21 protein-coding genes and 1 riboswitch are annotated in these 24,449 nt (G+C 67.3%); of the genes, 7 read left to right on the forward strand and 14 right to left on the reverse strand.

All coding sequences use genetic code 11. The annotated features are described in order from the left end of the window. Positions 1-45: 45 nt before the first annotated feature. Positions 46-266: riboswitch (cobalamin riboswitch) on the forward strand. A gap of 35 nt (positions 267-301) precedes the next feature. The 3 genes from FOA17_RS10040 to cobF are packed head-to-tail and all read left to right on the forward strand — an operon-like array spanning position 302 to position 2,054. Beyond that, on the forward strand, positions 302-472 hold the full coding sequence (locus FOA17_RS10040) for a CbtB domain-containing protein (protein ID WP_149141452.1): 171 nt from the start codon (positions 302-304) through the stop codon (positions 470-472). Between the two features lie 16 nt (positions 473-488). Next, entirely contained in the window at positions 489-1,232 is a 744-nt protein-coding gene (locus tag FOA17_RS10045; protein WP_149141328.1) for a CbtA family protein, read from the forward strand. Positions 1,233-1,286: 54 nt separating this feature from the next. After that, entirely contained in the window at positions 1,287-2,054 is a 768-nt protein-coding gene (gene cobF, locus FOA17_RS10050; RefSeq protein WP_149141329.1) for a precorrin-6A synthase (deacetylating), read from the forward strand. On the opposite strand, the gene FOA17_RS10055 is transcribed toward cobF, so the two are convergent. The 8 genes from FOA17_RS10055 to FOA17_RS10090 form a co-directional block, all read right to left on the reverse strand. Then, positions 2,043-3,350, reverse strand: coding sequence for a M16 family metallopeptidase (locus FOA17_RS10055; protein WP_149141330.1), 1,308 nt, complete (start codon positions 3,348-3,350; stop codon positions 2,043-2,045). The genes cobF and FOA17_RS10055 overlap by 12 nt on opposite strands. Beyond that, the gene (locus tag FOA17_RS10060) at positions 3,347-4,681 is read right to left on the reverse strand and encodes a M16 family metallopeptidase (protein WP_149141331.1); all 1,335 of its coding nucleotides are present in this window, start codon (positions 4,679-4,681) and stop codon (positions 3,347-3,349) included. The genes FOA17_RS10055 and FOA17_RS10060 overlap by 4 nt, the downstream gene beginning before the upstream one ends. An 81-nt stretch (positions 4,682-4,762) precedes the next feature. Continuing rightward, on the reverse strand, positions 4,763-5,272 hold the full coding sequence (locus tag FOA17_RS10065; protein WP_203232297.1) for a DUF3035 domain-containing protein: 510 nt from the start codon (positions 5,270-5,272) through the stop codon (positions 4,763-4,765). 51 nt (positions 5,273-5,323) lie between these two features. Next, the gene (gene lspA, locus FOA17_RS10070) at positions 5,324-5,872 is read right to left on the reverse strand and encodes a signal peptidase II (protein WP_149141332.1); all 549 of its coding nucleotides are present in this window, start codon (positions 5,870-5,872) and stop codon (positions 5,324-5,326) included. Positions 5,873-5,876: 4 nt separating this feature from the next. After that, positions 5,877-7,490, reverse strand: a complete 1,614-nt coding sequence (gene purH / locus FOA17_RS10075; RefSeq protein WP_149141333.1) for a bifunctional phosphoribosylaminoimidazolecarboxamide formyltransferase/IMP cyclohydrolase — start codon at positions 7,488-7,490, stop codon at positions 5,877-5,879. 13 nt (positions 7,491-7,503) lie between these two features. Beyond that, the gene (locus FOA17_RS10080; protein WP_238991776.1) at positions 7,504-9,240 is read right to left on the reverse strand and encodes a heparinase II/III family protein; all 1,737 of its coding nucleotides are present in this window, start codon (positions 9,238-9,240) and stop codon (positions 7,504-7,506) included. A 131-nt stretch (positions 9,241-9,371) separates the two neighbouring features. Continuing rightward, positions 9,372-10,949: a 2-isopropylmalate synthase gene (locus tag FOA17_RS10085; protein ID WP_149141334.1), complete on the reverse strand. Its 1,578-nt coding sequence runs from the start codon at positions 10,947-10,949 to the stop codon at positions 9,372-9,374. 257 nt (positions 10,950-11,206) lie between these two features. Next, the gene (locus FOA17_RS10090; protein WP_149141335.1) at positions 11,207-12,238 is read right to left on the reverse strand and encodes a lysine-2,3-aminomutase-like protein; all 1,032 of its coding nucleotides are present in this window, start codon (positions 12,236-12,238) and stop codon (positions 11,207-11,209) included. A gap of 148 nt (positions 12,239-12,386) precedes the next feature. On the opposite strand from FOA17_RS10090, the gene dacB reads away from it, so the two are divergent. The 3 genes from dacB (at position 12,387) to FOA17_RS10105 (ending at position 16,013) form a co-directional block, all read left to right on the forward strand. Further along, positions 12,387-13,853 (forward strand): D-alanyl-D-alanine carboxypeptidase/D-alanyl-D-alanine endopeptidase, encoded by a 1,467-nt coding sequence (gene dacB, locus FOA17_RS10095; protein ID WP_149141336.1) that lies wholly within the window; start codon positions 12,387-12,389, stop codon positions 13,851-13,853. 105 nt (positions 13,854-13,958) lie between these two features. After that, complete coding sequence (locus FOA17_RS10100; RefSeq protein ID WP_149141337.1) at positions 13,959-15,407, forward strand: OmpA family protein; 1,449 nt, start codon at positions 13,959-13,961, stop codon at positions 15,405-15,407. Between the two features lie 21 nt (positions 15,408-15,428). Beyond that, positions 15,429-16,013 (forward strand): hypothetical protein, encoded by a 585-nt coding sequence (locus FOA17_RS10105; protein WP_149141338.1) that lies wholly within the window; start codon positions 15,429-15,431, stop codon positions 16,011-16,013. Positions 16,014-16,053: 40 nt separating this feature from the next. Here FOA17_RS10105 and rodA read toward each other — a convergent pair whose 3' ends face one another. From rodA to FOA17_RS10130, 5 genes are read right to left on the reverse strand one after another with little or no spacing between them, the layout of a single operon-like run. Beyond that, entirely contained in the window at positions 16,054-17,193 is a 1,140-nt protein-coding gene (rodA, locus tag FOA17_RS10110; RefSeq protein ID WP_149141339.1) for a rod shape-determining protein RodA, read from the reverse strand. A gap of 10 nt (positions 17,194-17,203) precedes the next feature. Beyond that, the gene (mrdA, locus tag FOA17_RS10115; RefSeq protein ID WP_149141340.1) at positions 17,204-19,147 is read right to left on the reverse strand and encodes a penicillin-binding protein 2; all 1,944 of its coding nucleotides are present in this window, start codon (positions 19,145-19,147) and stop codon (positions 17,204-17,206) included. Beyond that, positions 19,144-19,683, reverse strand: a complete 540-nt coding sequence (locus tag FOA17_RS10120; RefSeq protein WP_149141341.1) for a rod shape-determining protein MreD — start codon at positions 19,681-19,683, stop codon at positions 19,144-19,146. Before FOA17_RS10120 ends, mrdA begins: the two co-directional genes overlap by 4 nt. Continuing rightward, the gene (gene mreC, locus FOA17_RS10125; protein ID WP_149141342.1) at positions 19,676-20,614 is read right to left on the reverse strand and encodes a rod shape-determining protein MreC; all 939 of its coding nucleotides are present in this window, start codon (positions 20,612-20,614) and stop codon (positions 19,676-19,678) included. Before mreC ends, FOA17_RS10120 begins: the two co-directional genes overlap by 8 nt. Positions 20,615-20,640: 26 nt before the next feature. Then, entirely contained in the window at positions 20,641-21,675 is a 1,035-nt protein-coding gene (locus FOA17_RS10130; RefSeq protein WP_149141343.1) for a rod shape-determining protein, read from the reverse strand. Positions 21,676-21,865: 190 nt separating this feature from the next. On the opposite strand from FOA17_RS10130, the gene truA reads away from it, so the two are divergent. Then, positions 21,866-22,639: a tRNA pseudouridine(38-40) synthase TruA gene (truA, locus tag FOA17_RS10135; RefSeq protein WP_149141344.1), complete on the forward strand. Its 774-nt coding sequence runs from the start codon at positions 21,866-21,868 to the stop codon at positions 22,637-22,639. Between the two features lie 171 nt (positions 22,640-22,810). Here truA and FOA17_RS10140 read toward each other — a convergent pair whose 3' ends face one another. Beyond that, positions 22,811-24,391: a lysine--tRNA ligase gene (locus tag FOA17_RS10140; protein WP_149141345.1), complete on the reverse strand. Its 1,581-nt coding sequence runs from the start codon at positions 24,389-24,391 to the stop codon at positions 22,811-22,813. Between the last annotated feature and the right edge of the window lie 58 nt (positions 24,392-24,449).

The raw sequence follows: 24,449 nt of genomic DNA on the forward strand, positions 1-24,449 counted from the left end.
CATCCGCGAGGTCGCGATTGGGCTTGACCGGAGCGGGGCGCAGGGCGCATGAAGACAGGGCAAGGTGTCCCATCAAGGTGCAAAGCGCCGGGACTGAAACGGGAATGGGGACGGGGCGGACCAAAAGCGGCGCCCCTTGCCCCAGCCGCCCCCGCGACTGTCAGCGGCGAGCGGCCTTCAAGAGCCACTGTCCGGGAAACCGGATGGGAAGGCGAAGGTCGCAGCGACCCGCAAGCCAGGAGACCGGCCCTGCATGGTGCAACCTTATGCCGTCGGGTGTGACGGCCGGAGACATGAGATGATGACGACCCTGAACGCGACCGCGACCAAAGCCAAGACCGGCCTGGCGCAGATTCTGGTGACCGCAGCCCTTGGTCTTGCGCTGATGGTGGTGGCGGGCCATGTGCAGTCGCAGACCCTGCACGATGCCGCGCATGACATGCGCCACGCGACCGGCTTCCCCTGCCACTGAGGGCGAAAGCGGTTCCATGCTGAAAAGACTGGTTACCGGCGCGTTGATCGCCGGTCTTGCCGCAGGCTTGCTTGCGGCAATTCTGCATTTCGCCTTCATCCAGAGCCTGATCCTGGAAGGCGAGCTTTATGAAACCGGCGAACTGACGCATTTCGAGACGGCCCCCGCGCCGGCCCCGACTGCGGCAGAGGGCCACGACCATGGGGCCACCGCCGAGGCCCATGACCACGAACACGGCGCCGCCGAAGGCGAGACCTCGACGCTTCAGCGCAATGCGCTGACGGTGATGTTCTCGGTCATGATCTATGTCAGCTATGCGCTGCTGCTGTTCGCGGGCTTTGGTCTGGCGGCATCCATCGGCCGCAAGATCGATGCCACGACCGGGCTGATCTGGGGGGTCGCGGGCTTTGTGACCTTCCAGATGGCCCCGGCCATGGGTCTGGCGCCGGAACTGCCCGGCACGGCCTCGGCCGCCCTGGGCGACCGGCAGGTCTGGTGGTGGCTGACCGCCATCGCGACGGGCGGCGGCCTGCTGCTGCTGGGCTATGGCCGCGCGCTCTGGCTGGTGCCGGTGGCGGTGCTGCTGCTGGCGGCGCCGCATGTGATCGGCGCCCCGCATCTGGACTTTTACGCCGGCAGCGCCCCGCCCGAACTTTCGGCGGCCTATGCGGCGCATGTGCTGGGCGTGGGTCTGGCGGTCTGGGCGGTGCTGGGCTGGGTTTCGGGCCGGATCTGGGCCCGGGACGCGGCACAGGCATGAACGATTGCAAGGGGGCCGCGCCTGTCGGCCCCCTTGGACATTGAGGGCATCTGCATGATCGAGCTTTTTCTGATCGGGATCGGCACCGGCAACCCGGACCATGTGACCGCCGAGGCGGCGCAGGCCATCCGGGGGGCGGATCTGATCCTCATCCCGCTCAAGGGCGAGGACAAGGCCGATCTGGCCGGGCTGCGCCGCGCGATCTGTGACCGCGTGCTGGGCGAGGCCCGCCCTGCCCTGCTGGAATTCGATCTGCCCCGCCGCGACGCCGCGAACCCGGTCTATCTGGACGGTGTGGAGGATTGGCACGACGCCATCGCCGCCGCATGGGAGGCGCCGATCCGCGCGCATCTGGCCGCTGGTGGCGGGCCGCGCGTGGCGCTGCTGGTCTGGGGCGATCCGTCGCTCTATGACAGCACGCTGCGCATCGCCGCGCGGCTGCGGGGGCGGATGGCAGTCGCGCTGCGCGTCATTCCGGGCATCACCGCGATCCAGACGCTGTGCGCGGCCCATGCGATTCCGCTGAACGATCTGGGCGCGCCGGTGCAGATCACCACCGGGCGGCGCCTGCGCGACCATGGCTGGCCGGCGGATGCCGATACGGTGGTGGTGATGCTGGATGCCGGCGGCGCCTTTCAGGCCATCCCGCAAGACGGGGTGGAGATCTGGTGGGGCGCCTATGTCGGCATGGCCGAACAGATCCTGATCGCCGGGCCGCTGGCCGAGGTGGCGCCGCGCATCCTGGAAACCCGCGCCGCCGCGCGGGCGGCACATGGCTGGATCATGGATATCTACCTGATGCGTCGCGCCTCAGGGGGTTGAGGTCACGCCTTCGGGCTGGCCCACCACCACGATGCGTAGATCCTGCGGCCGGAACAGCCGCGCACCGACGCGGCGGATATCCTCCAGCGTCACGGCGTTGATCTTGTCATTGCGGGTCAGCGGATAGTCGATCGGCAGGCCGGTCATCTGCATGCCCACCAGCAGATTGGCGATCGGCCCATTGCCATCAAAACGCAGCGGATAGGCGCCGGTGAGATAGGTCTTGGCATTGGCCAGTTCCTCCTCGGTCACGCCCTCGGCGGCCTTGGCCCATTCCGCGCGCAGGATCTCGATGGATTGTGCGACGGTCTTGCTGGCGGTGGCGAACTGCCCGGCGACCAGATCGGCCTGATCGTAATCGGCAAGCCAGGTGCCGACGCCATAGGTCAGCCCGCGCTTTTCGCGCAATTCCCGCATCAGGCGCGAACCAAAGCGTTCGCCGCCCAGAATCTCGTTCAGGATGAAGGCCGCAAAATAATCGGGGTCGTCGCGTTCGATCCCCTCATGGCCGAACAGCAGCACCGCCTGCGGCGTCGGGAAGGGCTCGACCGTGATGCCGCCGGTCAGACCGACCGTCGCCGGGCCGGGCAAGGCGGCGCCGGTTTCCGGTAGGCCGCCCAGAACCTGATCCAGCAGCGCGCCCAGATCGGCGGGGGTGATATCGCCCACGGCGGCGACATAGATGCGGTCGCGGGCCAGCGCGGCCTTGTGCGCCGCCACGATATCGTCGCGGGTCAGCGCCGCCACGCTGTCCAGCGTGCCATCGCCCGAACTGCCATAGGGATGGTCGCCAAAGGCCAGCCGGTTGAAGACCTGGCCGGCGATCTCGTTCGGTTCCTTGGCATTGCCGCGGATATTCGACAGAACCTGCCCGCGCACCCGCTCCACCGCATCGGCGTCAAAGCGCGGCACGGTCAGCGCGAGGCGCAGCAGTTCGGCCGCCTTGGCGCGGTTCTCGGTCAGCATCCGGGCCGAAACGCCCACCGAATCGGCGCTGGCGTTGAAGCGGAACTCGGCCGCCAGCGCATCGCGGCTTTCGGCGAATTTCTGGGCATTCATCTCGGCCGCGCCCTCTTCGATCAGGCCGGTCATCAGATTGACCGCGCCGCGCTTGCCCGGCTGATCCAGCGCGGTGCCGCCGCGAAAGCGGATTTCCAGCGCGGTGAAGGGGATGCCATGTTCCTCGACCAGCCAGGCGCGGATGCCGCCGGGGGATGTTACCTCCTGAATGGCGATCTCGGCGCGCAGGGGCGTGGCCGCCAGCAGGAACAGCAGGGTCAGAACGCGGCGGATCATTGCGCGGCCTCCTCATCGGTCAAGAGCCAGCCGGTCACGGCCTGCCGGCGGTCCAGCACCTTGCGGGCCACCTCCATCACATCCTCGGGCGTCACCTCTTGCAGCACCTGCGGCCAATCCTGCACGTCCTGCACGGTCAGCCCGACCGAGAGCGCCTCGCCATAGCGCTGCGCCAGGCCCTGCGCATCGTCGCGGCCATAGATCTCGGCCGCGCGCAACTGGGTGCGGATGCGGTCAAAGGCGGGGCGGTCGGGGCCGCTGGCCAGAAAATCGGCGATCACCTTGTCCATCGCGGCCTCGGCCTCTTCGGGTTTCACATCGGGCAGGGGCACCAGACCCAGGCCAAAGGTGCCGCTGTCCAGCGCGGTGCCATCGTAGAAGGCATAGGAATAGACGGCCTTGGGATCCGCGAACTGGAGCTGGCGGGCAAACAGGCTGGTCGTGCCCGACCCGCCCAGCAATTCCGCCAGATACAGCAGCGCCGCCGCCTCTTTCTGGTCGCCGCTGCGACGCTTGGGCGCCAGATAGCTGCGCATGATGAAGGGTTGCGACACGCGGGCGTCGCGCATGGTCAGCCGGCGCTCGGCCAGTTGCGGCGGCTCGGACGGGCGGTGGCGCGCGGGCAGATCGGCCGTGGGCGCGACGGGGCCGTAATGCGTTTCGGCCATCTGGCGCACGGCCTCGGGGGTGACATCGCCCGCGACAACCAGCACCGCATTATTGGGCGCGTAGAAAGTCTTGTAGAACGCCTCGGCATCGGCGCGGTTCAGCGCGGCGATTTCGTGCCGCCAGCCGATGACCGGAATGCCGTAGGGATGATTGAGGTATTGCGCCGCGCGGGTCTGTTCGCTGAACAGGCTGCCCGGGTCGCTGTCCACGCGCTGATTGCGTTCCTCCAGAATGACATTGCGCTCTGTGCTGACCACATCATCGGTCAGTTGCAGATCGCGCATGCGATCGGCCTCGATCTTCATCATCAGATCCAGACGATCGGCCGCGACACGCTGGTAATAGGCGGTGTAATCCCAGCTGGTAAAGGCGTTGTCATTGCCGCCCTGCGCCTCGACGATATCGGAGAACTCGCCCGCCTTCAGATCGTCGGTGGCCTTGAACATCAGATGTTCAAAGAAATGCGCGATGCCGGAATGGCCGGGCGGCTCATCCGCGGCGCCGATGCGATACCACATCATCTGCACCGCCACCGGGGCGCGGTGATCCTCGATCACCACCACGTCCAGCCCGTTATCCAGCTTGAACTGGGTGACCGGTCCGGCCAGCGCCGCCACGGGAAGCGACAGGAAAAACACGAAACCGGACAAGACCTTGCGCATGGGCACCTCCCGCTGGACTGCCCCATAGCTACGCAAGGGCGCGGCGGGGTCAAGCGGCGCGGGCGGGTGCTGACGCGGAGTTTACTCCGATTTCGGGGGGGCCGAGGGGTTGGCCACGCCAAGCCGGCGCCAGCGGGCCAATTCGGCATGCTGGTCCAGCGACATCGGCTCATAGGCGCGGAAATAGACGTTCACGTCGAACAGCCGTTCCAGCAGGCGCCCGTCATGCTTGCGCCGGTATTCCAGATCCTCGGCCGCCAGAACCTGCCGGATATCGGCGGCAACCCCGTTGCGCGCGGCATAGGCCACCAGCGCCGCATCGCTGACGCCGGCACCGGGGCGACCGCCAAGCGCGGTGATCGCGTCGGCCTCGGGCGTGGGGTCGGTCAGGTTGCTGCCGCCCGGGGTGGGCGGCGGCAGGGCCGACAGGCTGGGCGGCATTTGCAGGGCCTTGGGCGGCAGGATGGCGAATTCATCCGGCCCGTTCCCCGATGAGCGCAGGTTCATCAGCTGCGGCTCGTCCGATCCGCCACAGGCCGATAGCGCGAGCATCAGCGCCATCGCCACACATGCCTTCGGAACTGCCTGCATACCCTACTCCCGCCGTTCTCGTCTTCGTCTTAGCGCAAAGCCCCGGGCGCGTCACGGGGTCTTTCGGCGCGGTGGCGCGGCTTTGCGAGGCGGTTTTGCCGCGCCGCCCTTGCCGGTGGCCCCCGCCCTGCCCCCGCGATCGGCCTTGCCGCCGAACAGCACCAGCCCCGCCGCGCCCGCAAAGATCGCGATATCGGCCACGTTGAAGGCGTAGGGGTTTTCAAACCCGCAGCAGGACATGTTCAGGAAATCGGCCACCGCGCCATAGGCCACGCGATCCACCACATTGCCAAGCGCGCCGCCGATCAGCACGCCCGCGCTGATCTGCATCCATTTGCCATGCTGGCCGCGCTGCACCCAGATCCAGACCCAGGCGGTGATGACCAGCGACAGCACGATCAGCAGCCAGCGCATGATTTCCGTGCTGGAGGACAGGAGGCCGAAATTCACCCCCTGATTCCACGCCATGCGGAAATTCAGGAGCGGCGGCAGCACGTCGATCTCGCCCCGCGCCCGCAGGTCCAGGCCAAAGACCACGGCCAGCTTGGTGATCTGGTCCAGTCCAAAGACCAGCAGGGCGGCAAGGGCAACGCGCCGCATCGGATCAGTGCCGGAAATGGCGCATGCCGGTGAAGACCATGGCAAGGCCGCGCTCATCGGCCGCCGCGATCACCTCATCGTCGCGCATCGACCCGCCGGGCTGGATGATCGCCGTAGCACCCGCCTCGGCCGCGGTGATCAGACCGTCAGCAAAGGGAAAGAACGCATCCGACGCCACGACCGACCCTTGGGTCAGCGGGCCGGCGGCGTCGATCGCCTCGGCCATGTCCTGCGATTTGCGGGCGGCGATGCGAGTCGAATCGACGCGGCTCATCTGGCCGGCGCCCACGCCCACGGTCGCGCCGTCCTTCACATAGATGATCGCGTTGGATTTCACATGCTTGGCGACGGTCCAGGCAAACAGCATGTCGCGCAGTTCGGCCTCGGTCGGCTGGCGTTTGGTGACGACCTTGAGGTCGGCCAGCGCGATGGCGCCATTGTCGCGGTCCTGCACCAGAAAGCCGCCGGCGACCTGTTTCCAGGCCAGCCCCTTGGCGCGCGGGTCGGGCAGGCGGTCGGTGGTCAGCAGGCGCAGGTTCTTTTTCGCCGCGAACACCGCGCGTGCCTCCGCGCTCGCGCCCGGGGCGATCACCACCTCGGTGAAGATGCCGGTGATTTCGCGCGCCGTCGCCTCGTCCAGCGGCTGATTGAGCGCGATGATGCCGCCAAAGGCCGAGGTGCGGTCGCAGTCAAAGGCGCGGGCATAGGCCTCGGCCAGCGTCGCACCACGCGCCACGCCGCAGGGATTGGCGTGTTTGATGATGGCGCAGGCCGGGCCTTGCGCCGGGTCAAACTCGGCCACCAGTTCAAAGGCCGCGTCGGTGTCGTTGATATTGTTGTAGGACAGTTCCTTGCCCTGCCATTGCTGCGCGGTGGCCACCCCGGGACGCTGCGTGCCATCGGTATAGAAGGCGGCGGACTGGTGCGGGTTTTCGCCATAGCGCAGGGTCTGCGCCAGCTGGCCGGCAAAGGCGCGGCGGCGCGGCGCGGTTTCCTTGATCGCCCCCGCCATCCAGGCCGACACGGCGGCGTCATAGGCGGCGGTGCGGCTATAGGCGGTCAGCGCCAGCCGCTGCCGGAAGGCGTAAGAGGTGGCGCCGTCATGGGTCTTCATCTCGGCCAGCAGGGCGTCGTAATCCTGCGGGTCGGTGACGACATTGACGAATTTGTGGTTCTTGGACGCCGCGCGGATCATCGCCGGGCCGCCGATGTCGATATTCTCGATACATTCGGCATAAGAGGCGCCACGCGCCACGGTCTGTTCGAAGGGATAGAGGTTCACCACCAGCAGGTCGATCGGCTCGATCCCGTGGGCGGCCATGGCGACCAGATGTTCGTCATCGTCGCGCAGCGCCAGAAGGCCACCATGCACCATCGGGTGCAGCGTCTTGACGCGACCATCCATCATCTCGGGAAAGCCCGTCACCTCGGACACGTCGCGCACCGCAAGACCGGCCTGCCGCAGCGCCGCCGAGGTGCCGCCGGTCGAGATCAGTTCCACCCCCTGCGCCGCCAGGGCGCGGGCGAAATCCACCAGCCCGGTCTTGTCGGAAACGGAAATCAGGGCGCGCCCCACGGGCACAAGGTTCACGGGCGGGGTGGCGGAGGCGCTGTGCATGGATCTCTCCTGATCAGGGGCGGGAGGTCGGGTCTTCCCGGTCAAGGTCGCGGATGGCCAGCGGAGTATCCTGTGCCTTCGCCAAGGTCCAGCCGATACGGGCCTCAAACCCCTTCAATTCTGCACTGAGCAGGATCTGTCGGGTCGCGCGCGGCATCAGACGGCCCTTTTCGAGATAGACCGAAGGTTCCAGCGACAGGCGCGCGGCCCCGTCATGGCGAAAAACCCAGATCTCGCCCGAACGCAGCGCGATGGAAACCGCCGTGCCCCCCATGTCCAGCGCGACATCCGCATCGGGGTGCAGGTGAAAGCGGATGGCAAAGCCCAGCCCCGCGCGCTGCCGGCGATAGAGCGCGGTCAGCCGGGCCTGATCGTCGGGGGTTTCGGCCAGCAGCATGTCCACCCCCGCCAGATGCCGCCCGTCGGCCGACAGCGTCAGATCGCGCAGATGCTGCACGCCATGGGTGGCACGCCAGCCGTCATGCCCGGCCAGCAGATGCGGATCGGGGTCGCCGGCGGCATTCTGCAAGGGGGCGACATTGGCGCAAAGCTCCAGCACCTCGCGCCCGTCATGGGCAAAGCGCGACGAGGAATAGCCGTCGATGCTGAGCGTGGAATGGCTTTGCGTGGCGCGGCTGGCGCGGTGCCAGTCGGCGCCAAAGGGCGCGCCGGATCCGCAATTCACCACGACCGGCCGCCGCCCCGAGGTCAGCTCAAAAGCCAGGGTCGAGGCATGGGCCGAGGCCCCCGCCTGCCCGCCCGGCGGCGGCGCGGCATCGACCACGACCGAAGACCGCCCCGCCGACAGCCGCACGAACCCCATGGCCGGGCCGGGATGCGGCGCCGGTTTCACGCCGGAATTGGCCAGCGCATGATCCAGCCGCCCCTCCAGCCCGCGCCCGCCGCCGTGAAACCGCGCCAGCCCGCCATCGGCATGGCGCAGCGCGCGCAGCGTGGGGGCGATGCGTTCGATCGCCTCCAGGTGGCTGGCCGGCACCACGCGGCCCGCATCGGCCAGCGCCTGTGCGGCCCAGGTGAGCAGGGTAAACACCTCCAGCAACTCCTCGGGGTTGCGGGTGGGGATGCCGCCTTGGGCGTCGATCTCGCGCGTGCATTCGCGCGCCAGCGCCGCGGCGGCGGGATCGACGTGATCCTCCATCCCGATCAGGGCAAGGCCGGCATAGATCAGCCCGGTCAGCGCCTCGAATCGCGGCAGGCCCGGCGAGGCGGCCTGCCAGCGGCGCGACAGGAACAGGGTCTGCTGCGACAGCGAATGGTAATAGGCCAGCGAGCGGTCGCGGTTCTGCCCGCCCAGAAGCAGGATCGCGTGGTTGATCCAGCGGATCAGCCGACGCCCGGTCAGGTCAGGCGACCAGCCCATGCCCTGCCCGCGCCCGTGCCGCGCGATCCAGCCAAAGGTCCAGTCCTGCGCCCGCTTGCGCGCCGCCGGATCGCCCACGGCGGCCAGATCGTCCAGCCAGGCAAAGCCGTGCAATTCGGCCTCATAGGCCGGGCTGGGGCGGGCGATATCCCACAGATCCAGCCCCGGCGCCTCGACCAGGTGACCGGCGAACAGGAAATTCCCGGCGACAAGCTGTTTGCCGCGCGCATAAAGCCCGATGGTGCGGGGTTCGGGCTGCGAGACAAAGCCCGCCGCGGGTTCCGCCCGCGCGGCACGACGGGCCGCCAGACGGTTCATCGCCTGGACCCACGCCTCTTGCCACCATGCGCTGCGCGCCACGCCTGCCATGCCCACTCGCCGCTCTGCCACACCCGCCCGGTTCCGGGCTTTCTTGGGCTGCACCATAGCCGCCGGGCGCCGCGCTGTCACCGCAAAAGCCCGTGCGCCCCCTTCCGCAGCGCGGAAAGGGGCGCAGGATGTCAGCCGGCGTCGCGGTAATCGACCGTCTTCACATCGTCGCCGGGATTGGATTTCTTGCGGCGTTCGATCAGGCGGTTCAGCGCGTTCACATAGGCCTTCACGCTGGCCACGATGGTATCGGTATCGGCCGACTGACCGGTCGCGATGCGGCCCTCTTCCTCGATCCGCACGCTGACGGTGGCCTGCGCATCGGTGCCTTCGGTCACGGCATGCACCTGATAGAGCTGCAACCGCGCCTTGTGCGGCCACAGCATCTTGACACAGTTGAAGGCCGCGTCCACCGGGCCATCGCCGGTCGCGTCGATCGCATGTTCCACACCGTCAATGGCCAGCGTCAGCTCGGCCTCTTGCGGGCCTTCGGTGCCGCAGATCACGCGCAGCCGTTTCACCTGGAGCGTGTCATGCGCCTCATGCGTGTCGGCATCCTTGGCCAGCGCCAGCAGATCGTCGTCATAGACCTCTTTCTTGCGGTCGGCCAAGGCCTTGAAGCGCACGAACAGGTCGTTCAACTGGTTGTCGCCCAGTTCGACGCCCAGTTCCTTCATCTTGGCACGCAGCGCCGCGCGGCCAGAATGCTTGCCCATGGCAATGTTCTTCGCGGTCAGGCCGATGGTTTCGGGGCGCATGATTTCAAAGGTTTCGACATTCTTCAGCACGCCATCCTGATGGATGCCGCTTTCGTGCAGAAAGGCGTTCTTGCCGACGATGGCCTTGTTGAACTGCACCGCAAAGCCCGAAACGGTCGAGACCCGACGCGACAGATGCATGATCTTGGTCGTGTCGATGCCGGTCCGGTAGGGCATGATGTCATTCCGGACCTTCAGCGCCATGACGACCTCTTCCAGCGCGGCATTGCCGGCGCGTTCGCCCAGGCCGTTGATCGTGCATTCGATCTGACGCGCCCCCGCCTCGACCGCGGCCAGGCTGTTCGCCGTCGCCATGCCCAGATCATTGTGGCAATGGGTGGAAAAGATCACCTCGTCGGCCCCCGGCACGCGCTCCAGCAACATGCGGATCAGATCGGCGCTTTCGCGCGGCGCGGTATAGCCCACGGTATCGGGGATGTTGATCGTGGTCGCGCCGGCCTTGATCGCGATTTCGACCACGCGGCACAGGTAATCATGTTCCGTCCGCGTCGCATCCATCGCCGACCATTGCACATTGTCGCACAGGTTGCGGGCATGGGTGACGGTTTCATGGATGCGCTCGGCCATTTCATCCATGGTCAGGTTCGGAATGGCGCGGTGCAGCGGCGAAGTGCCGATGAAGGTGTGGATGCGCGGCGAGGCGGCGTGCTTCACCGCCTCCCAGCAGCGGTCGATATCCTTGAAATTTGCGCGGCTCAGCCCGCAGATCGTGCTGTTCTTCGACCGTTTCGCGATTTCGGACACGGCGTTGAAATCGCCCTCCGAGGCGATCGGAAAGCCCGCCTCGATGATGTCCACACCCATTTCATCCAGCAAGCCGGCGATTTCCAGCTTTTCATCATGGGTCATGGTGGCGCCGGGCGATTGTTCGCCATCGCGCAGGGTGGTGTCGAAAATGACGACGCGGTCTTGCGTGTTGGGGGCGGTCATATCTGTATATCCTTGCTGTCTCTGCTGTCTCCGGTCCCGGGTGCTGGACACCTCTGAGCGGTCGCACCCGAAGGCACGCTCAGAGGCAGGTAAGGAGAAGCAGGCCACGGGTGGCCGAGGCGCAGGCGCGCAGGGAAATGATATGTTGGCCCGTGGTCATGGCGCCGGACTATACCGGGCGAGACGGGAAAGGAAAGGGGGATTCGATCCTTCGACGAAGGATCGTGCGCCCCGACCGGGGCCGCGCGCGGGGCGGGTCAGGCGCGGTCGGGGTCGTGATAGAGATGGGCCTGTCCCAGCCGGTCGGTCACACGCCATGCACCGGGTGCCAGTTCCTCGGCCATGCCGGGCGTCAGCGCCACCTTGCCGGCGCCGCCGGGAATATCCAGCACATAGGCCGGAAGCGCGAGGCCCGAGAGGCGGCGCTTCAGCTCTGCCATGATCGCGCGGCCCTCAGCGATGGTGGTGCGGAAATGGCTGGTGCCCTCGGCCAGGTCGCAATGGTGCAGGTAATAGGGCTTCACCCGGTTGCGCAGCAGCGCGCGGAACAGCGTCTCCAGCACCCCGGCATCGTCGTTCACCCCCCGCAGCAGCACGGATTGCGAGAACATGGCCACCCCCGCCCGGTTCAGCCGGCGCAGCGCGGCGCAGGCCTCGGGCGTCAGTTCGTCAGGGTGATTGGTATGGATCACCAGATGCACGGGCTTTTCCCGGTCCAGCGCGGCGATCATCGCCGCATCCAGCCGCTCGGGCGCGACCACGGGCACCCGGCTGTGAATGCGCAGCGTCTCCAGATGCGGGATCGCCTCCAGCCGGTCCAGCACCGCGCCCAGCCGCCGGGCCGAAAGCGACAGCGGATCGCCCCCGGTCAGGATCACCTCGCGGATGGCGGGTGTGGCGGCGATATAGGCCAGCGCGGCGGCCAGATCGGCCTCAGGCAGGATGCCGGTCGCGCCGACCGTCTCGCGGCGAAAGCAGAAACGGCAATAGACCTCGCAAACCTGGGTCACCGCCAGGATCACCCGATCGGGGTAGCGATGCGTCAGGCCCGGGGCCGGGCTGAAGGCGCGGTCCCCGATCGGGTCGGTGCGCTCCTCGGGGCGGATCGTCAGCTCGCGCGGCTGCGGCAGGAATTGCGCGGCGATGCCGCCCGAGGGCAGTGCCGCGCGCATCGTGGGCGAGAGGCGCAGGCGAAAGCGGTCGGTCACGCGGGTCAGCGCCTCCGCCTCGGCGGGGTCGGCCAGCCCCTCGGCGACGAGGTCGGCAATCGTGGTCAGGGCGGCAGACATCCGGGGCTCCGATGCGGCAGGGCGCGCGGGTGTAGCAAGGTTCCGCCCGCAAGGGAAGCCGCCCTGCCGTTCACATCCTTTGGCGCGGGGTTTTCGCGCGGCGCGGCGCGGGATATGGGAAAGACCGATGCAAGAGGGGATGAGTCTGATGCAGTTGACGCGGCGCGGGATGATGGCGGGGTTGCTGGCGGGTCTGGCCGCGCCGGCACTGGCCGAGGCGCCGCTGACCTCGCCGCTGCCGCGCCGGCGCGGAGATGGCGGTGCCACCCGGCGCGAGGCCGTCGGCACCGACAGGCTGATCGCGGCGGCCAAGCTGGGCGGCACGCTGGGCTTCGTGCTGGCCGATGCCGCAACCGGCGCGGTGATCGAGACGCATGACCCCGACGCGCCGCAACCGCCTGCCAGCGTGATGAAATCGCTGACCGCGGCCTATGCGCTGGATCGTCTGGGGCCTGCGCATCGTTTTGCGACGCTGGTGCTGGCGACCGGGCCGGTGCAGGGCGGCGTGGTGCAGGGCGATCTGGTGCTGGCGGGGGGCGGCGATCCGGTGCTGGATACCGACATGCTGGGCGATCTGGCGGCGCGACTGGCCGCTACCGGCATCCGGGGGGTGACCGGGCGCTTTCTGCTTTGGGATGCCGCGCTGCCCCGGATGGAGCGGATCGACACCGAGCAGCCCGATTTCGTCGGCTACAACCCGGCGATTTCCGGGCTGAACCTGAACTTCAACCGTGTGCATTTCGAATGGCGCCGTGCCGGGTCTGGGAAATGGCAATTGTCGATGGATGCGCGCGCCGAACGCTTTGTGCCGCCGGTCACGCTGGCCCGTGTCAGCATCGCGCAGCGCGAGGCGCCGCTGTTCACCTACAAGGGCGGCCCGCGCGACGAGGCCTGGACTGTCGCTTCGGCCGCGCTTGGCAAGGGCGGCGCGCGTTGGCTGCCGGTGCGCCACCCCGCGCTTTATGCCGGCGAGGTGTTCCGCACGCTGGTTGCCGCCCATGGCATCGCCCTGCCCGAGCCCGATCTGGCCGAAACCCGCCCCGAGGGGCAGGTTCTGGCCCGGCAGGACAGCGCGCCGCTGGCCGAGATTCTGCGCGACATGCTGAAACATTCGACCAATCTCACCGCCGAGGTGGCGGGCATGTCGGCCTCGCAGGCGGCGACGCACCGCGCTTCGGCCTTTGCGATGCGCGAATGGGCCAAGGCGCGGCACGGCATCGCGCCGGTGATCGCCGATCATTCCGGGCTGGGCGCGGCCTCGCGCATTTCGGCGGCACAGATGGTGCGGCTTCTGGTCGATGTGCAGGGCGGTGCGCTGCCCGGGCTGCTCAAGGAACACGGCATGCATGACGACAAGGGCAAGCCGATCAAGGGTCACCCGGTGCGGGTGCGGGCCAAGACCGGCACGCTGAATTTCGTTTCTGCGCTGGCGGGCTATATCGAACCGCCGGGCGGGCGGCGTCTGGCCTTTGCCATCTTTGCCGCCGATGCCGAACGCCGCGCCGGTCTCAGCCTGTCGGAGCGCGAATCGCCCCCGGGCGGCGAGGCCTGGAATCGCCGTGCCAAGGTGCTTCAGGGGCAGTTGATCACCCGCTGGGCACAGTTGCACGCCTGACGCCATTCTGACGCGGTCGCGCGCAAACTCCCCGCAAACTCCCCCTTGTGGCCGGGGCGCCGGGGCGGCAGGCTGGGCGCGTGCGGGTCGGAAAGGAGTGGTGCCGTGCGGAAAACCCTGGGTTGGAGCGTGCTTCTGGGCGGGGTCGCCCTGTTGGGCTGGTGGGGCAGCAGCCATGACGCCCCCCGGATGGAGCGCGCGATCGCCGCCGCGGCGGAGGGGATCGGCGCCGGGTCGGTGCATGGTGTCACCGCCACCGTGCGCGGCCGCGATATCGAGATCGCCGGTCTGGCCGACAGCGCCGAGGAAAAAGCCCTGCTGATCGCCGCCTATGATGCGGTTCCGGGCCGGCGCGTGCTGCGCGATGATCTGACGATCCTGACCCCGGCCAAACCCTATACGACGCAGGTCGAACGCGACGCGACCGGGGCGCTGACGCTCAGCGGGCATGTCCCGAGCGAGGCCGCGCGCGAGACTCTGGCCGCGCGGTTCGGCGCCGACAAGGTGGCGGGGCTGACCCTTGCCTCGGGCGCGCCGGTGTCGCAGGTCGGGCTGCTGGAGACCGCGGATGCGGCGCTGGCGCTGATGGTGCAGGGCAAGGCCGATGTGACCGACGGCCTGCTGCGCCTGACGGGCGCGGTGACCGGCCCGGCCGAAAAGGCCGCTGTGGAGGCGGAACTGGCGCGCGTGCCGCCCGACCTGACCACCGCCACGCTGACCTTGCTGGATGACGGCACGCCGCCAGACTGGAGCCTGGATTACAGCGCGATGTCGGGGGCCATGATCTCTGGCAAGCTGCCGCGCGGCTTTGATCTGGCGGCGCTGCAAGACCGCCTGGGGCTGAATGGCATCGCCACCAATGCGCAACAGGCGCTTCTGGGCGATGCACCGCCGCTGCCGGGCCTGTTCGCCGCGCTGAAACGCTGGTTGCCCGATCTGGAGCGGCTGCGCGTCAGCCTGCCGGCGACGGGGCGGCCGGTGGTGGTGGCGGGTCTGGGGCGCGGCGCCGATCTCGATCTGATGCGCGCGGGGCTGGCGGCCGATCTGGGCGATGTCGATCTGACGGTGGAAAGCGTGGCGCCGGACGCGCCCGAAGGCACCGAACGCACCAACCCCGCCAGCGGTCAGACCGAGCGGCTGGCGGCGGGATTTTGGCTGCCGGTCGCGGGCTTTGCGGTGGACAAGGCCAATTGCCAGGCCGAGGCCGATGCGGTGCTGAGCGCAACGACCGTGACCTTTGTCACCGGATCCGACCGGCTGGATGCCTCGGCGCTGCGGGTGCTGAACCGGCTGGCCGGTGTCATCGCGCCCTGTGCCGGGTCGGGCCTCCGGGCCGAGATCGGCGGTCATACCGATGCGTCGGGCGATACGCTGGCGAATATCGGGCTCAGCCAGCGGCGCGCCGATGCCGTGCGCGCGGCGCTGATCGCGCGCGGGGTGGATGCCGCGACGCTGCGCGCGCAGGGCTATGGTGCGGCGCAGCCCGTGGCCGATAACGCAACCGAGGAAGGCCGGGCAAGGAACCGGCGCACGACCGTCATCTGGTCGGAATGAGTGTGGGACAGGAGGTTCGCGATGTTCAGGAACTGGGGTTTTCTGCTGGGTGAGATCTGGGTTTTGATCGCGCTGGCGGCGCTGATCGGGCTGATCGCCGGCTGGCTGATCTGGGGCCGCCGGGCCGAGGCGCCGGCGCGGCTTGACAGCGGCGAGGCGGATCGGCTGCGCCGCAAGCTGGCGGAGTGCGAGGCAAAGGGCCGCGATCAGGCCGCCCGCATTGCCACGCTGGAACGCGACGCCGCCGCGCCAGCGCCCCATGCCATGCCAGTGCCGCAGCCGGCGATGGTCACCCCGCTGATGGCCGCCGAGGCACCGCTGGCCGAGGCGCTGATCGCAGCCCGCCCCGCCCGGCTGGAGGCCGCGCGCGACGGCCAGCCCGACGATCTGAAGCTGATCAAGGGCGTCGGGCCGAAACTGGAGGCGCTGCTCCATAGCCTCGGCTTCTATCATTTCGACCAGATCGCCGGCTGGACCGCCGCCGAAATCGCCTGGGTGGATGAAAACCTGGAGGGCTTCAAGGGCCGCGTCACCCGCGACGAATGGGTGGCTCAGGCGCGCGACCTGGCAAAGGGCCTGCCGCCCCGCCCGGGTGGCGAAGGCTGAGACCGGAACCGCAAACGCGCCCTTCGGGGCGCGTTTTCATTCAGCGCGGCCGATGCACATGCGCGCTTTGCACCAGACCAAAGCCCACGAGCAGCACCAGCATGGCCGAGCCACCATAAGACAATAGCGGCAGCGGCACGCCCACCACCGGGGCCATGCCCATCACCATCGACAGGTTCACCGCGATATAGAAAAACAGGTTCGCCGCCACCCCAAGGATCAGCAGTTGCGAATAGCGGTCGCGGTTCTGCATGGCCGACACCACGCAGAACCCGATGATCGCGGCATATAGCATCAAAAGCGAGAAGGCCCCGATGAAGCCGAATTCCTCGGCCAGGGTGGTGAAGATGAAGTCGGTGTGCTTTTCCGGCAGGAAGTTCAGCCGCGATTGCGTGCCCTGCATGAAACCCTTGCCGCCCCAGCCGCCCGATCCAAGCGCGATCTGGGCCTGGATGATGTTGTAGCCCGCGCCCAGCGGATCGGCGGTCGGGTCGAGGAACGTGTCGATCCGCTTGTATTGATAATCGTGCAGGAACTGCCATGGCGTGCCGCGGAAATGGAACACGCCCCAGACCGCGCCGCCCACGATGCCCGCCACGCCCGCGAAATAAAGCCAGCTGACCCCGGCGCAGAACATCACCGCCGCCCCCGCCGCCAGCAGCATGACCGAGGTGCCGAGGTTGGGCTGCATCAGCACCAGCACCGTGGGCGCCACGATGATCAGCACCGGCAGCAACACCCACAGGGGATGCGACACCTTTTTCGGGTCCAGCCAGTCGTAATAGGCCGCCAGCATCATCACGAGGGTGAATTTCATCATCTCTGACGGTTGCAGGATGATCGGCCCCAGCTCGATCCAGCGTTGCGCGCCCATGCCGACGCGGCCCGCCACCTCCACCACGATCAGCAGCGCGAAGGCCGAGAGATAGGCCAGCACCGACAGGTTGCGCCAGAGCCAGATCGGGGTGAAGGCCACAACGAACATCAGCACCATGCCGACGCCGAACCGCTTCATCTGCGGCTCGGCCCAGCGGGCAATGTCGCCGCCGGCAACCGAATAGAGCATCAGGAAACCGACCGCCGCCACCGCGCTGATCAGCAGGACCAGCGGCCAGTTGACGAACAGCACCTTGCGCAGCCCGCTGGGCGCCGTCTTGATGCGATATTCCAGAAAGCTCATCGCCCGCCCCTCATGCCCGCGACCGGCCTTGCGACGGCTCCGCGATCTCGCGCAGCTTCATTTCCTTGAACTGCGTCTCGATCCGGCCACGCTGTGCCGCGGGATAGGCCGACAACGGCGGAATGCCCCCGGTCAGGCAGCGCAGCAGCACATCGCGCGCAATGGGCGCTGCGACGGTCGAACCACCGCCGCCATGTTCCACCACGACCGAGACCGCGTATTTCGGATTGTCATAGGGCGCAAAGCAGACGAACAGCGCATGGTCGCGGAACCGCCAGGGCAGCGAATCGTTCGACCGCACGCCCGAGGCGCGCTCATTGGCCGAGATGTTGCGCACCTGCGCGGTGCCGGTCTTGCCGGCCATCAGCATGGTATCATCGGCAATGCGCGAAGATTTGGCCGTGCCATGCGCGCCGTTCATCACCTCATACATGCCGCGCCGCACCGCGGTCAGGTGATCGGGGTCGATCTCCAGCGGCGGGGCCTCGGCGGGGGGCACATCCTGATCGCCGACCGCCAGCACCAGCCGCGGCGACACCGCCCGCCCCGAGGCGATGCGCGCCGCCATCACCGCCAGTTGCAGCGGCGAGGTCAGCACATAGCCCTGCCCGATCGAGGCATTGACCGTGTCGCCGATGCGCCATTCCTGACCATAGCTTTCCATCTTCCACGCCTTGTCGGGCATGGTGCCGGCGGCGATGGCCGACATGGGCAGGTCATGCTTGACGCCCAGACCCAGCTTGCGGCCCATCTCGGCGATCTTGTCGATGCCTACCTTTAGCGCCACGTCGTAGAAATACACGTCGCAGCTTTCCGCCAGCGCGGAATTGAGCGTGACGGTGCCATGGCCCGCGCGTTTCCAGCAGTGGAAGCGGCGGCCGCCCACCTCGTAATGGCCGGGGCAGTAGACGCCCTTGCCCAGATTGACCAGCCCGCTTTCCAGCGCCGCCAGCGCGGTGACCATCTTGAAGGTCGATCCCGGCGGATAGACGCCCTGCACCGATTTGTCGGCCAGCGGACGGTGGTCGTTTTCGGTCAGCATGGCATAATCGGCCCGGCTGATGCCACGCACGAACAGGTTGGGGTCAAAGGACGGCGACGAGGCGATGGCCAGCAGATCGCCATTGCGCACATCCATCGCCACCACGGCGGCGCTTTCGTTGCCCAGCCGCGCTTGGGTGAAATTCTGGATCTCCGCGTCGATGGTCAGGCGCAGGTCGTCGCCGGGGTCGCCCTCGATCCGGCCCAGTTCGCGCATGACGCGGCCGACATGGTTGACCTCGATGCGCTTTTGCCCGGCACGACCGCGCAAGGCATCCTCGCGCCAGCGTTCGATGCCGATCTTGCCGATCTGGAATTTCGGGATCTGCAACACCGGATCGGGGTTTTCCAGCCCGGCCAGATCGCGCTCCGACACCGGGCCGACATAGCCCACCACATGCGCGAGATCGGTATCCAGCGGGTAGATGCGGCTCAGCCCCACCTCGGGCGTCACCCCGGGCAAGGAGGGCGCATTGAGCGCGATCTTGGAAAAATCGGTCCAGCTCAGCCGGTCGGCCACGATGATGGGCACAAAGGACGACCGGCGTTCGGTTTCCTTGAGGGTGCGGGCAATGTCATCGGCCGAAAGCGGGACGATGGCCGCCAGGCGCCGCAGCACCTGTTCCACATCGCCGGCCTCCTCGCGGGTGATGACCACGCGGTAATTCTGTTCGTTACCAGCGATCAGCTTGCCGTTGCGGTCATGGATCAGCCCGCGCGCCGGCGGGATCAGCCGGATATTGACGCGGTTTTCCTCGGCCAGAAGCTGAAACTGGTCGGCTTGATCGACCGACAGATACCGCATCCGCGCGCCCAGAACAGCGACAAAGGCGCCCATGGCGCTGCCCATCAGAAAGGCGCGGCGGCGCACCTTGCGGGCGCTTTCCTCGGTATCCTTCGGGTTGCGTCTCATAGCCTGCGTCCCATGTCATCCACCTCGCCCATGCCGGGTTTGTGCACGCCCAGCGTGAGATGCGAGAGCCACACCACCAGCGGATAGACCAAAATGGAGGCGACAACCTGCACCATGGCAAAGCCAAAGCCGACCTGCGGCATCAGCGTCACCGCAAAGGCCAGCCGGTAGGCCAGGAACATGGCTGTCATCAACAGGCCGATAAATAGCCATTCCAGCGGAAAACTCAATTCACGGGTCAGTGCGATGCGCGACCGCAAGACCTCGGTGCCCAGCAGGACAATGGCCGTCCACAGGCCCGGCGGCCGCAAGAGCAGCAGATCCTCCAGCAGGAACACCGCCGCGATCAGCAGCGCCGGCAGGTAATCGGGCCGCCGCAACAGCCAGCACAGCGTCACACAGAGCAGCAGATCCGGCCCCGGCAGGCCATTCGCGCCATTGCCCAGCGGCAACAGCCGCAGGAACAGCAGCGCCAGCGCCATCAGCACATAAAGCCCGCGATGAACCAGCACGTCGCGGCGCAGCGGATCAACCATTGCCATCCCCGGACGGCGCCTCGGCATCCACCTCGGCCTGCGGGGGCGGCGGGCCGATCACATCGGCCCCCACCGGCGGCGTCACCAGCCCGCCCGGATCGGTGATCGGCTCCAGATCGTGACTGCGCAGCACGCGCAGGAATTCCAGCCTTTCGTAATCGGCGGCCAGCACCACGCGCAACCGGCGGTCGGGCTTCTGGATCACCTCGCCCACCAGCAGCCCGGCGGGAAACACCCCGCCATCGCCCGAGGTCACGACCTTGTCGCCCGGGCGCACCAGATCGGCCTTTTCCAGAAATTCCAGCGGCGGCTCGGCGCTGTTGTCGCCTGAAAGCAGCGCCTTTTGCCCCGAGGGCTGCACCACGACCGGAATGCGGCTGTTCGTATCGGTCAACAGGATCACCCGCGCGGTGCGCCTGCCCACACCAGAAATGCGCCCGACCAGCCCGATGCCATCCATTGCCGCCCAACCGTCGCGGATGCCATCGCGGGCGCCCACGTTCAGCAAGACGGACTGGCGGAACGGGCTGCCGCTATCGGCCATCACCACGCCGGTGATATGGGTCAGCTTGGGGTCGAGCCGCACCTGATTGAGGTCGAGCAGCTTGGCATTCTGTTGCTCCAGCCGCAGCGCCGCCTCTTTCCAGCCGCGCATCTGCTTCAGCTCCTCGCGCAGCTCCTGGTTCTGCTGGTAAAGGCTCTGATAGCTCTGGAATCCCTGCACCATGGTCGTGGCATGGGTGACCGGCGCCATGGCCCAGTCAAAGCTGGGCATCACCCGGTCGATCAGCGCGGTGCGGAACCGTTCCACCCGCGGGCTGTCGATCCGCCAGAGCAGAAACACCGCCAGCAGGAACAGCACCAGAAGCCCCACCAGAATCCGGCGGATCGGGCGGGTATATTCTTCGGGCGATGTGCGATTGCGTGCCAAGGGACGGCCCTCCCCGGTTCAGGGGATCAGGTATCGTAGTCGATGACGTGACGCAGTTGCTTTTCGTATTCCAGCGCCTTGCCGGTGCCAAGCGCCACGCAATTGAGCGATTCATTGGCCACGCTGATCGACAGGCCGGTCTGTTCGCGCAGCGCCAGATCCAGATCGCCCAGCAGCGCCCCGCCCCCGGTCAGCATCACGCCCCGGTCCACGATATCGGCCGCCAGATCGGGCGGCGTGGTTTCCAGCGCCTGCATCACCGCATCGCAGATCTGCTGCACGGGTTCGGCCAGCGCCTCGGCCACCTGGGCCTGGTTGATCTCGGTCTCCTTCGGCACGCCGTTCAGCAGGTCGCGCCCCCGGATCTGCATCGAGGCGCCACGCCCGTCATCGGGCATCCGCGCCGTGCCGATCGAGGTCTTGATCCGCTCGGCCGTCGCCTCGCCGACCAGAAGGTTCTGATGGCGCCGCAGATAGGAGATGATCGCCTCATCCATGCGGTCGCCGCCCACCCGCACCGAACGGGCATAGACGATGTCGCCCAGGCTCAGCACCGCGACCTCGGTCGTGCCGCCGCCGATATCGACGACCATGCTGCCGGTCGGCTCGGTGATAGGCATACCGGCACCAATGGCGGCGGCGATCGGCTCGGCGATCAGACCGGCGCGGCGGGCGCCCGCCTGCAACACCGAATTGCGGATCGCCCGCTTTTCGACCGGCGTCGCGCCATGCGGCACACAGACGATGATCTTGGGCTTGGAAAAGGTGGTGCGCTTGTGAACCTTGCGGATGAAATGCTTGATCATTTCCTCCGCGCTGTCGAAATCGGCGATGACACCGTCGCGCATCGGGCGGATCGCCTCGATGCTGCCGGGGGTGCGGCCCAGCATCAGCTTGGCGTCCTCGCCCACGGCCAGCACCTGCTTCTTGCCGTCCTTGACGTGATAGGCCACCACCGAAGGCTCGTTCAGCACGATCCCCTTGCCCCGCATATAGACAAGCGTATTGGCGGTGCCGAGGTCGATCGCCATATCCGACGAGAAAAGGCCGGTAAGAGACATGCGGACGTGGTCCTTCGTGAACGTGGGGCAATGTGCAAGGCACAAAAGCGGTTTGGCCCGCGACTCAGGGGGAACCCGGGCCGGGCGCCCCCATATAAAGACAGCGCGGATGCAGCGAAACCCCCGCCCCGGCGCGAATGGCACAAATCCGCGTGTTGCGACCCGCGCAAGGCTGCGCTAGGCGGGGGACATGCCCAGATTTGCGCTCAGGATCGAATATGACGGCGGCCCCTTCGCGGGCTGGCAACGCCAGGCCGAGGGGCGCGCCTCGGTGCAGGGCGCGGTCGAGGCGGCGCTGGCGCGGCTGGAACCCGGCCCCCATACCATCGCCGCCGCCGGGCGCACCGATGCGGGCGTGCATGCGACGGGCCAGGTCGCCCATTGCGATCTCGCCCGCGACTGGGACATGTTCCGCCTGTCCGAGGCGCTGAACTGGCACCTGAAACCCGCCCCCGTCGCGGTGGTGCAGGTCGCGCGCGTGGCCGATGATTTCCACGCGCGCTTTTCCGCGACGGAACGGCGCTATACCTTTCGTCTGGTGCAGCGCCGCGCGCCGGTCACCCATGACAAGGGGCTGGTCTGGCAGGTGTTGAACCCGCTTGACGGCGATGCAATGCGCGCAGGCGCGGCGCATCTGGTCGGGCATCACGATTTCACCACCTTCCGCTCGTCGATCTGCCAGGCGAAATCGCCGGTCAAGACGCTGGACGAAATCCGCATCGAGGAGCTGGACTATCCCGGCGGGCGCGAGTTCCGCTTTCACCTGCGCGCGCGCAGCTTCCTGCACAATCAGGTCAGATCCATCGTCGGCACGCTGGAACGGGTGGGCGCCGGGGCCTGGGCGCCCGAGGCGGTGCGCGACGCGCTTGAGGCCCGCAGCCGCGCCGCCTGTGGCCCCGTCTGCCCGCCGCAAGGGCTCTATCTGACCGGTGTCGGCTATCCGGTCGATCCTTTCGCCGGCTGAACCCGCGCGCGGGGGCTGTCTGCCCCCGCACCCCCGAGGATATTTTTGAACAGATGAGGGCAAATCCTGCCTTTTCATCTGTTTTCAAATATCCTCAGGGGGTGAATTTGCGCAGCAAAGAGGGGGCGCGAGCGCCCCCTGCCTGGCCGGTCCGCCAAGGCGCGGCCGGGATCAGCGCACCAGTTCGCCCGCCAGTGCCCGGTCGATCAGCGCGATGGTTTCCTCGACGCCATAGAGCGCGATGAACCCGCCGAAGCGCGGCCCTTCGGAGGCGCCGAGCAGCGTTTCATAAAGCGCCTTGAACCAGTCGCGCAGCGGCTCGAACCCATGTTCCTTACCGACGGCGAAGACCATGCTTTGCAGCGCCTCGTCGTCCAGCCCGCCCTCCCAGGCCACCAGACGCGCCCGCAGATCGGCGATTGCCGCGCGTTCCGCCTCGGTCGGCAGGCGGAAGACGCGGGTGGGGGCGATCTTGTCGGTGAAATAGCGCACCGCGAAGCCGGCGGCGGCATCCAGATCCGGGTTGCCCTCGGGGCTGGCCTCGGGCGCATAGCGCTTGATGAAGCCCCACAGCCCCTTGGCATCCGTCGCCCCCGCCACGCTCGCGAGGTTGAGCAGCATCGAGAACGGCACCACCATCTTCGATTCCGGCGGGTTGCCGCCATGGATATGCCAGACCGGGTTGTTCACCTGCTGGTCCACATCCTGCGTCGGATAGGCGCGCAGTTGCTGGTGGTATTCATCCACCGCGCGCGGGATCACATCCCACCACAGCCGCTTGGCCGTCTTGGGCTTCTGATACATGAAATAGCTCAGGCTTTCGGCCGAGGCATAAGTCAGCCATTCGTCGATGGTCAGCCCGTTGCCCTTGGACTTGGAAATCTTCTGGCCGTGTTCGTCAAGGAACAGCTCATAGGTGAAATGTTCCGGCGCGCGGCCGCCCAGCACCTCGCAAATCCCGTCATAGATCGGGGTATTGGTGGAGTGGTCCTTGCCATACATCTCGAAGTCCACGTCCAGCGCGGCCCAGCGGGCGCCGAAATCGGGCTTCCATTGCAGCTTCACATGGCCGCCCGTCACCGGCAGCGTCCATTCGCGGCCATCCTCGTCGTCGAAGGTGATGGTGTGGTTCACCGGATCGACGTTCTTCATCGGCACATAAAGCACCCGCCCGGTTTCCGGGTGGATCGGCAGGAAGCAGCTATAGGTCTGCTGACGTTCCTCGCGCAGCGATTTCAGCATGATCGCCATGATCGCGTCATAGCGTTCCGTCGCCAGCTTCAGCGTGTCGTCGAAACGGCCGGACTTGTAGAAGTCGGTCGCCGAATAGAATTCGTATTCGAACCCGAACGTATCGAGAAACCGCCGCAGCATCGCGTTGTTGTGGTGGCCAAAGCTTTCATATTCCCCGAAAGGATCGGGGACCGAGGTCAGCGGCTTCTGGATATTGGCGTGCAGCAATTCCTGGTTCGGCACGTTTTCCGGCACCTTGCGCATGCCGTCCACATCATCCGAGAAACAGATCAGCCGCGTCGGAATGTCGCTGATCACCTCAAAGGCGCGGCGGATCATCGTGGTGCGCGCCACCTCGCCAAAGGTGCCGATATGCGGCAGGCCCGAGGGGCCATAGCCCGTCTCGAACAGGACGTAGCCCTTTTCCGGCGCCTTCTTTTCATACCGCTTGAGAATCTTCCGGGCTTCCTCAAAGGGCCAGGCTTTCGATTTCATCGCGGCATCACGAAGGGCGGACATGGTCGCATCCTCTCAAGGGGCGGGCCCCGTGCCCGCGCAGAACCTGCCTCTCCTATTG

It is taken from the genome of Gemmobacter caeruleus (assembly GCF_008271655.1).
GTDB lineage: Bacteria > Pseudomonadota > Alphaproteobacteria > Rhodobacterales > Rhodobacteraceae > Gemmobacter > Gemmobacter caeruleus.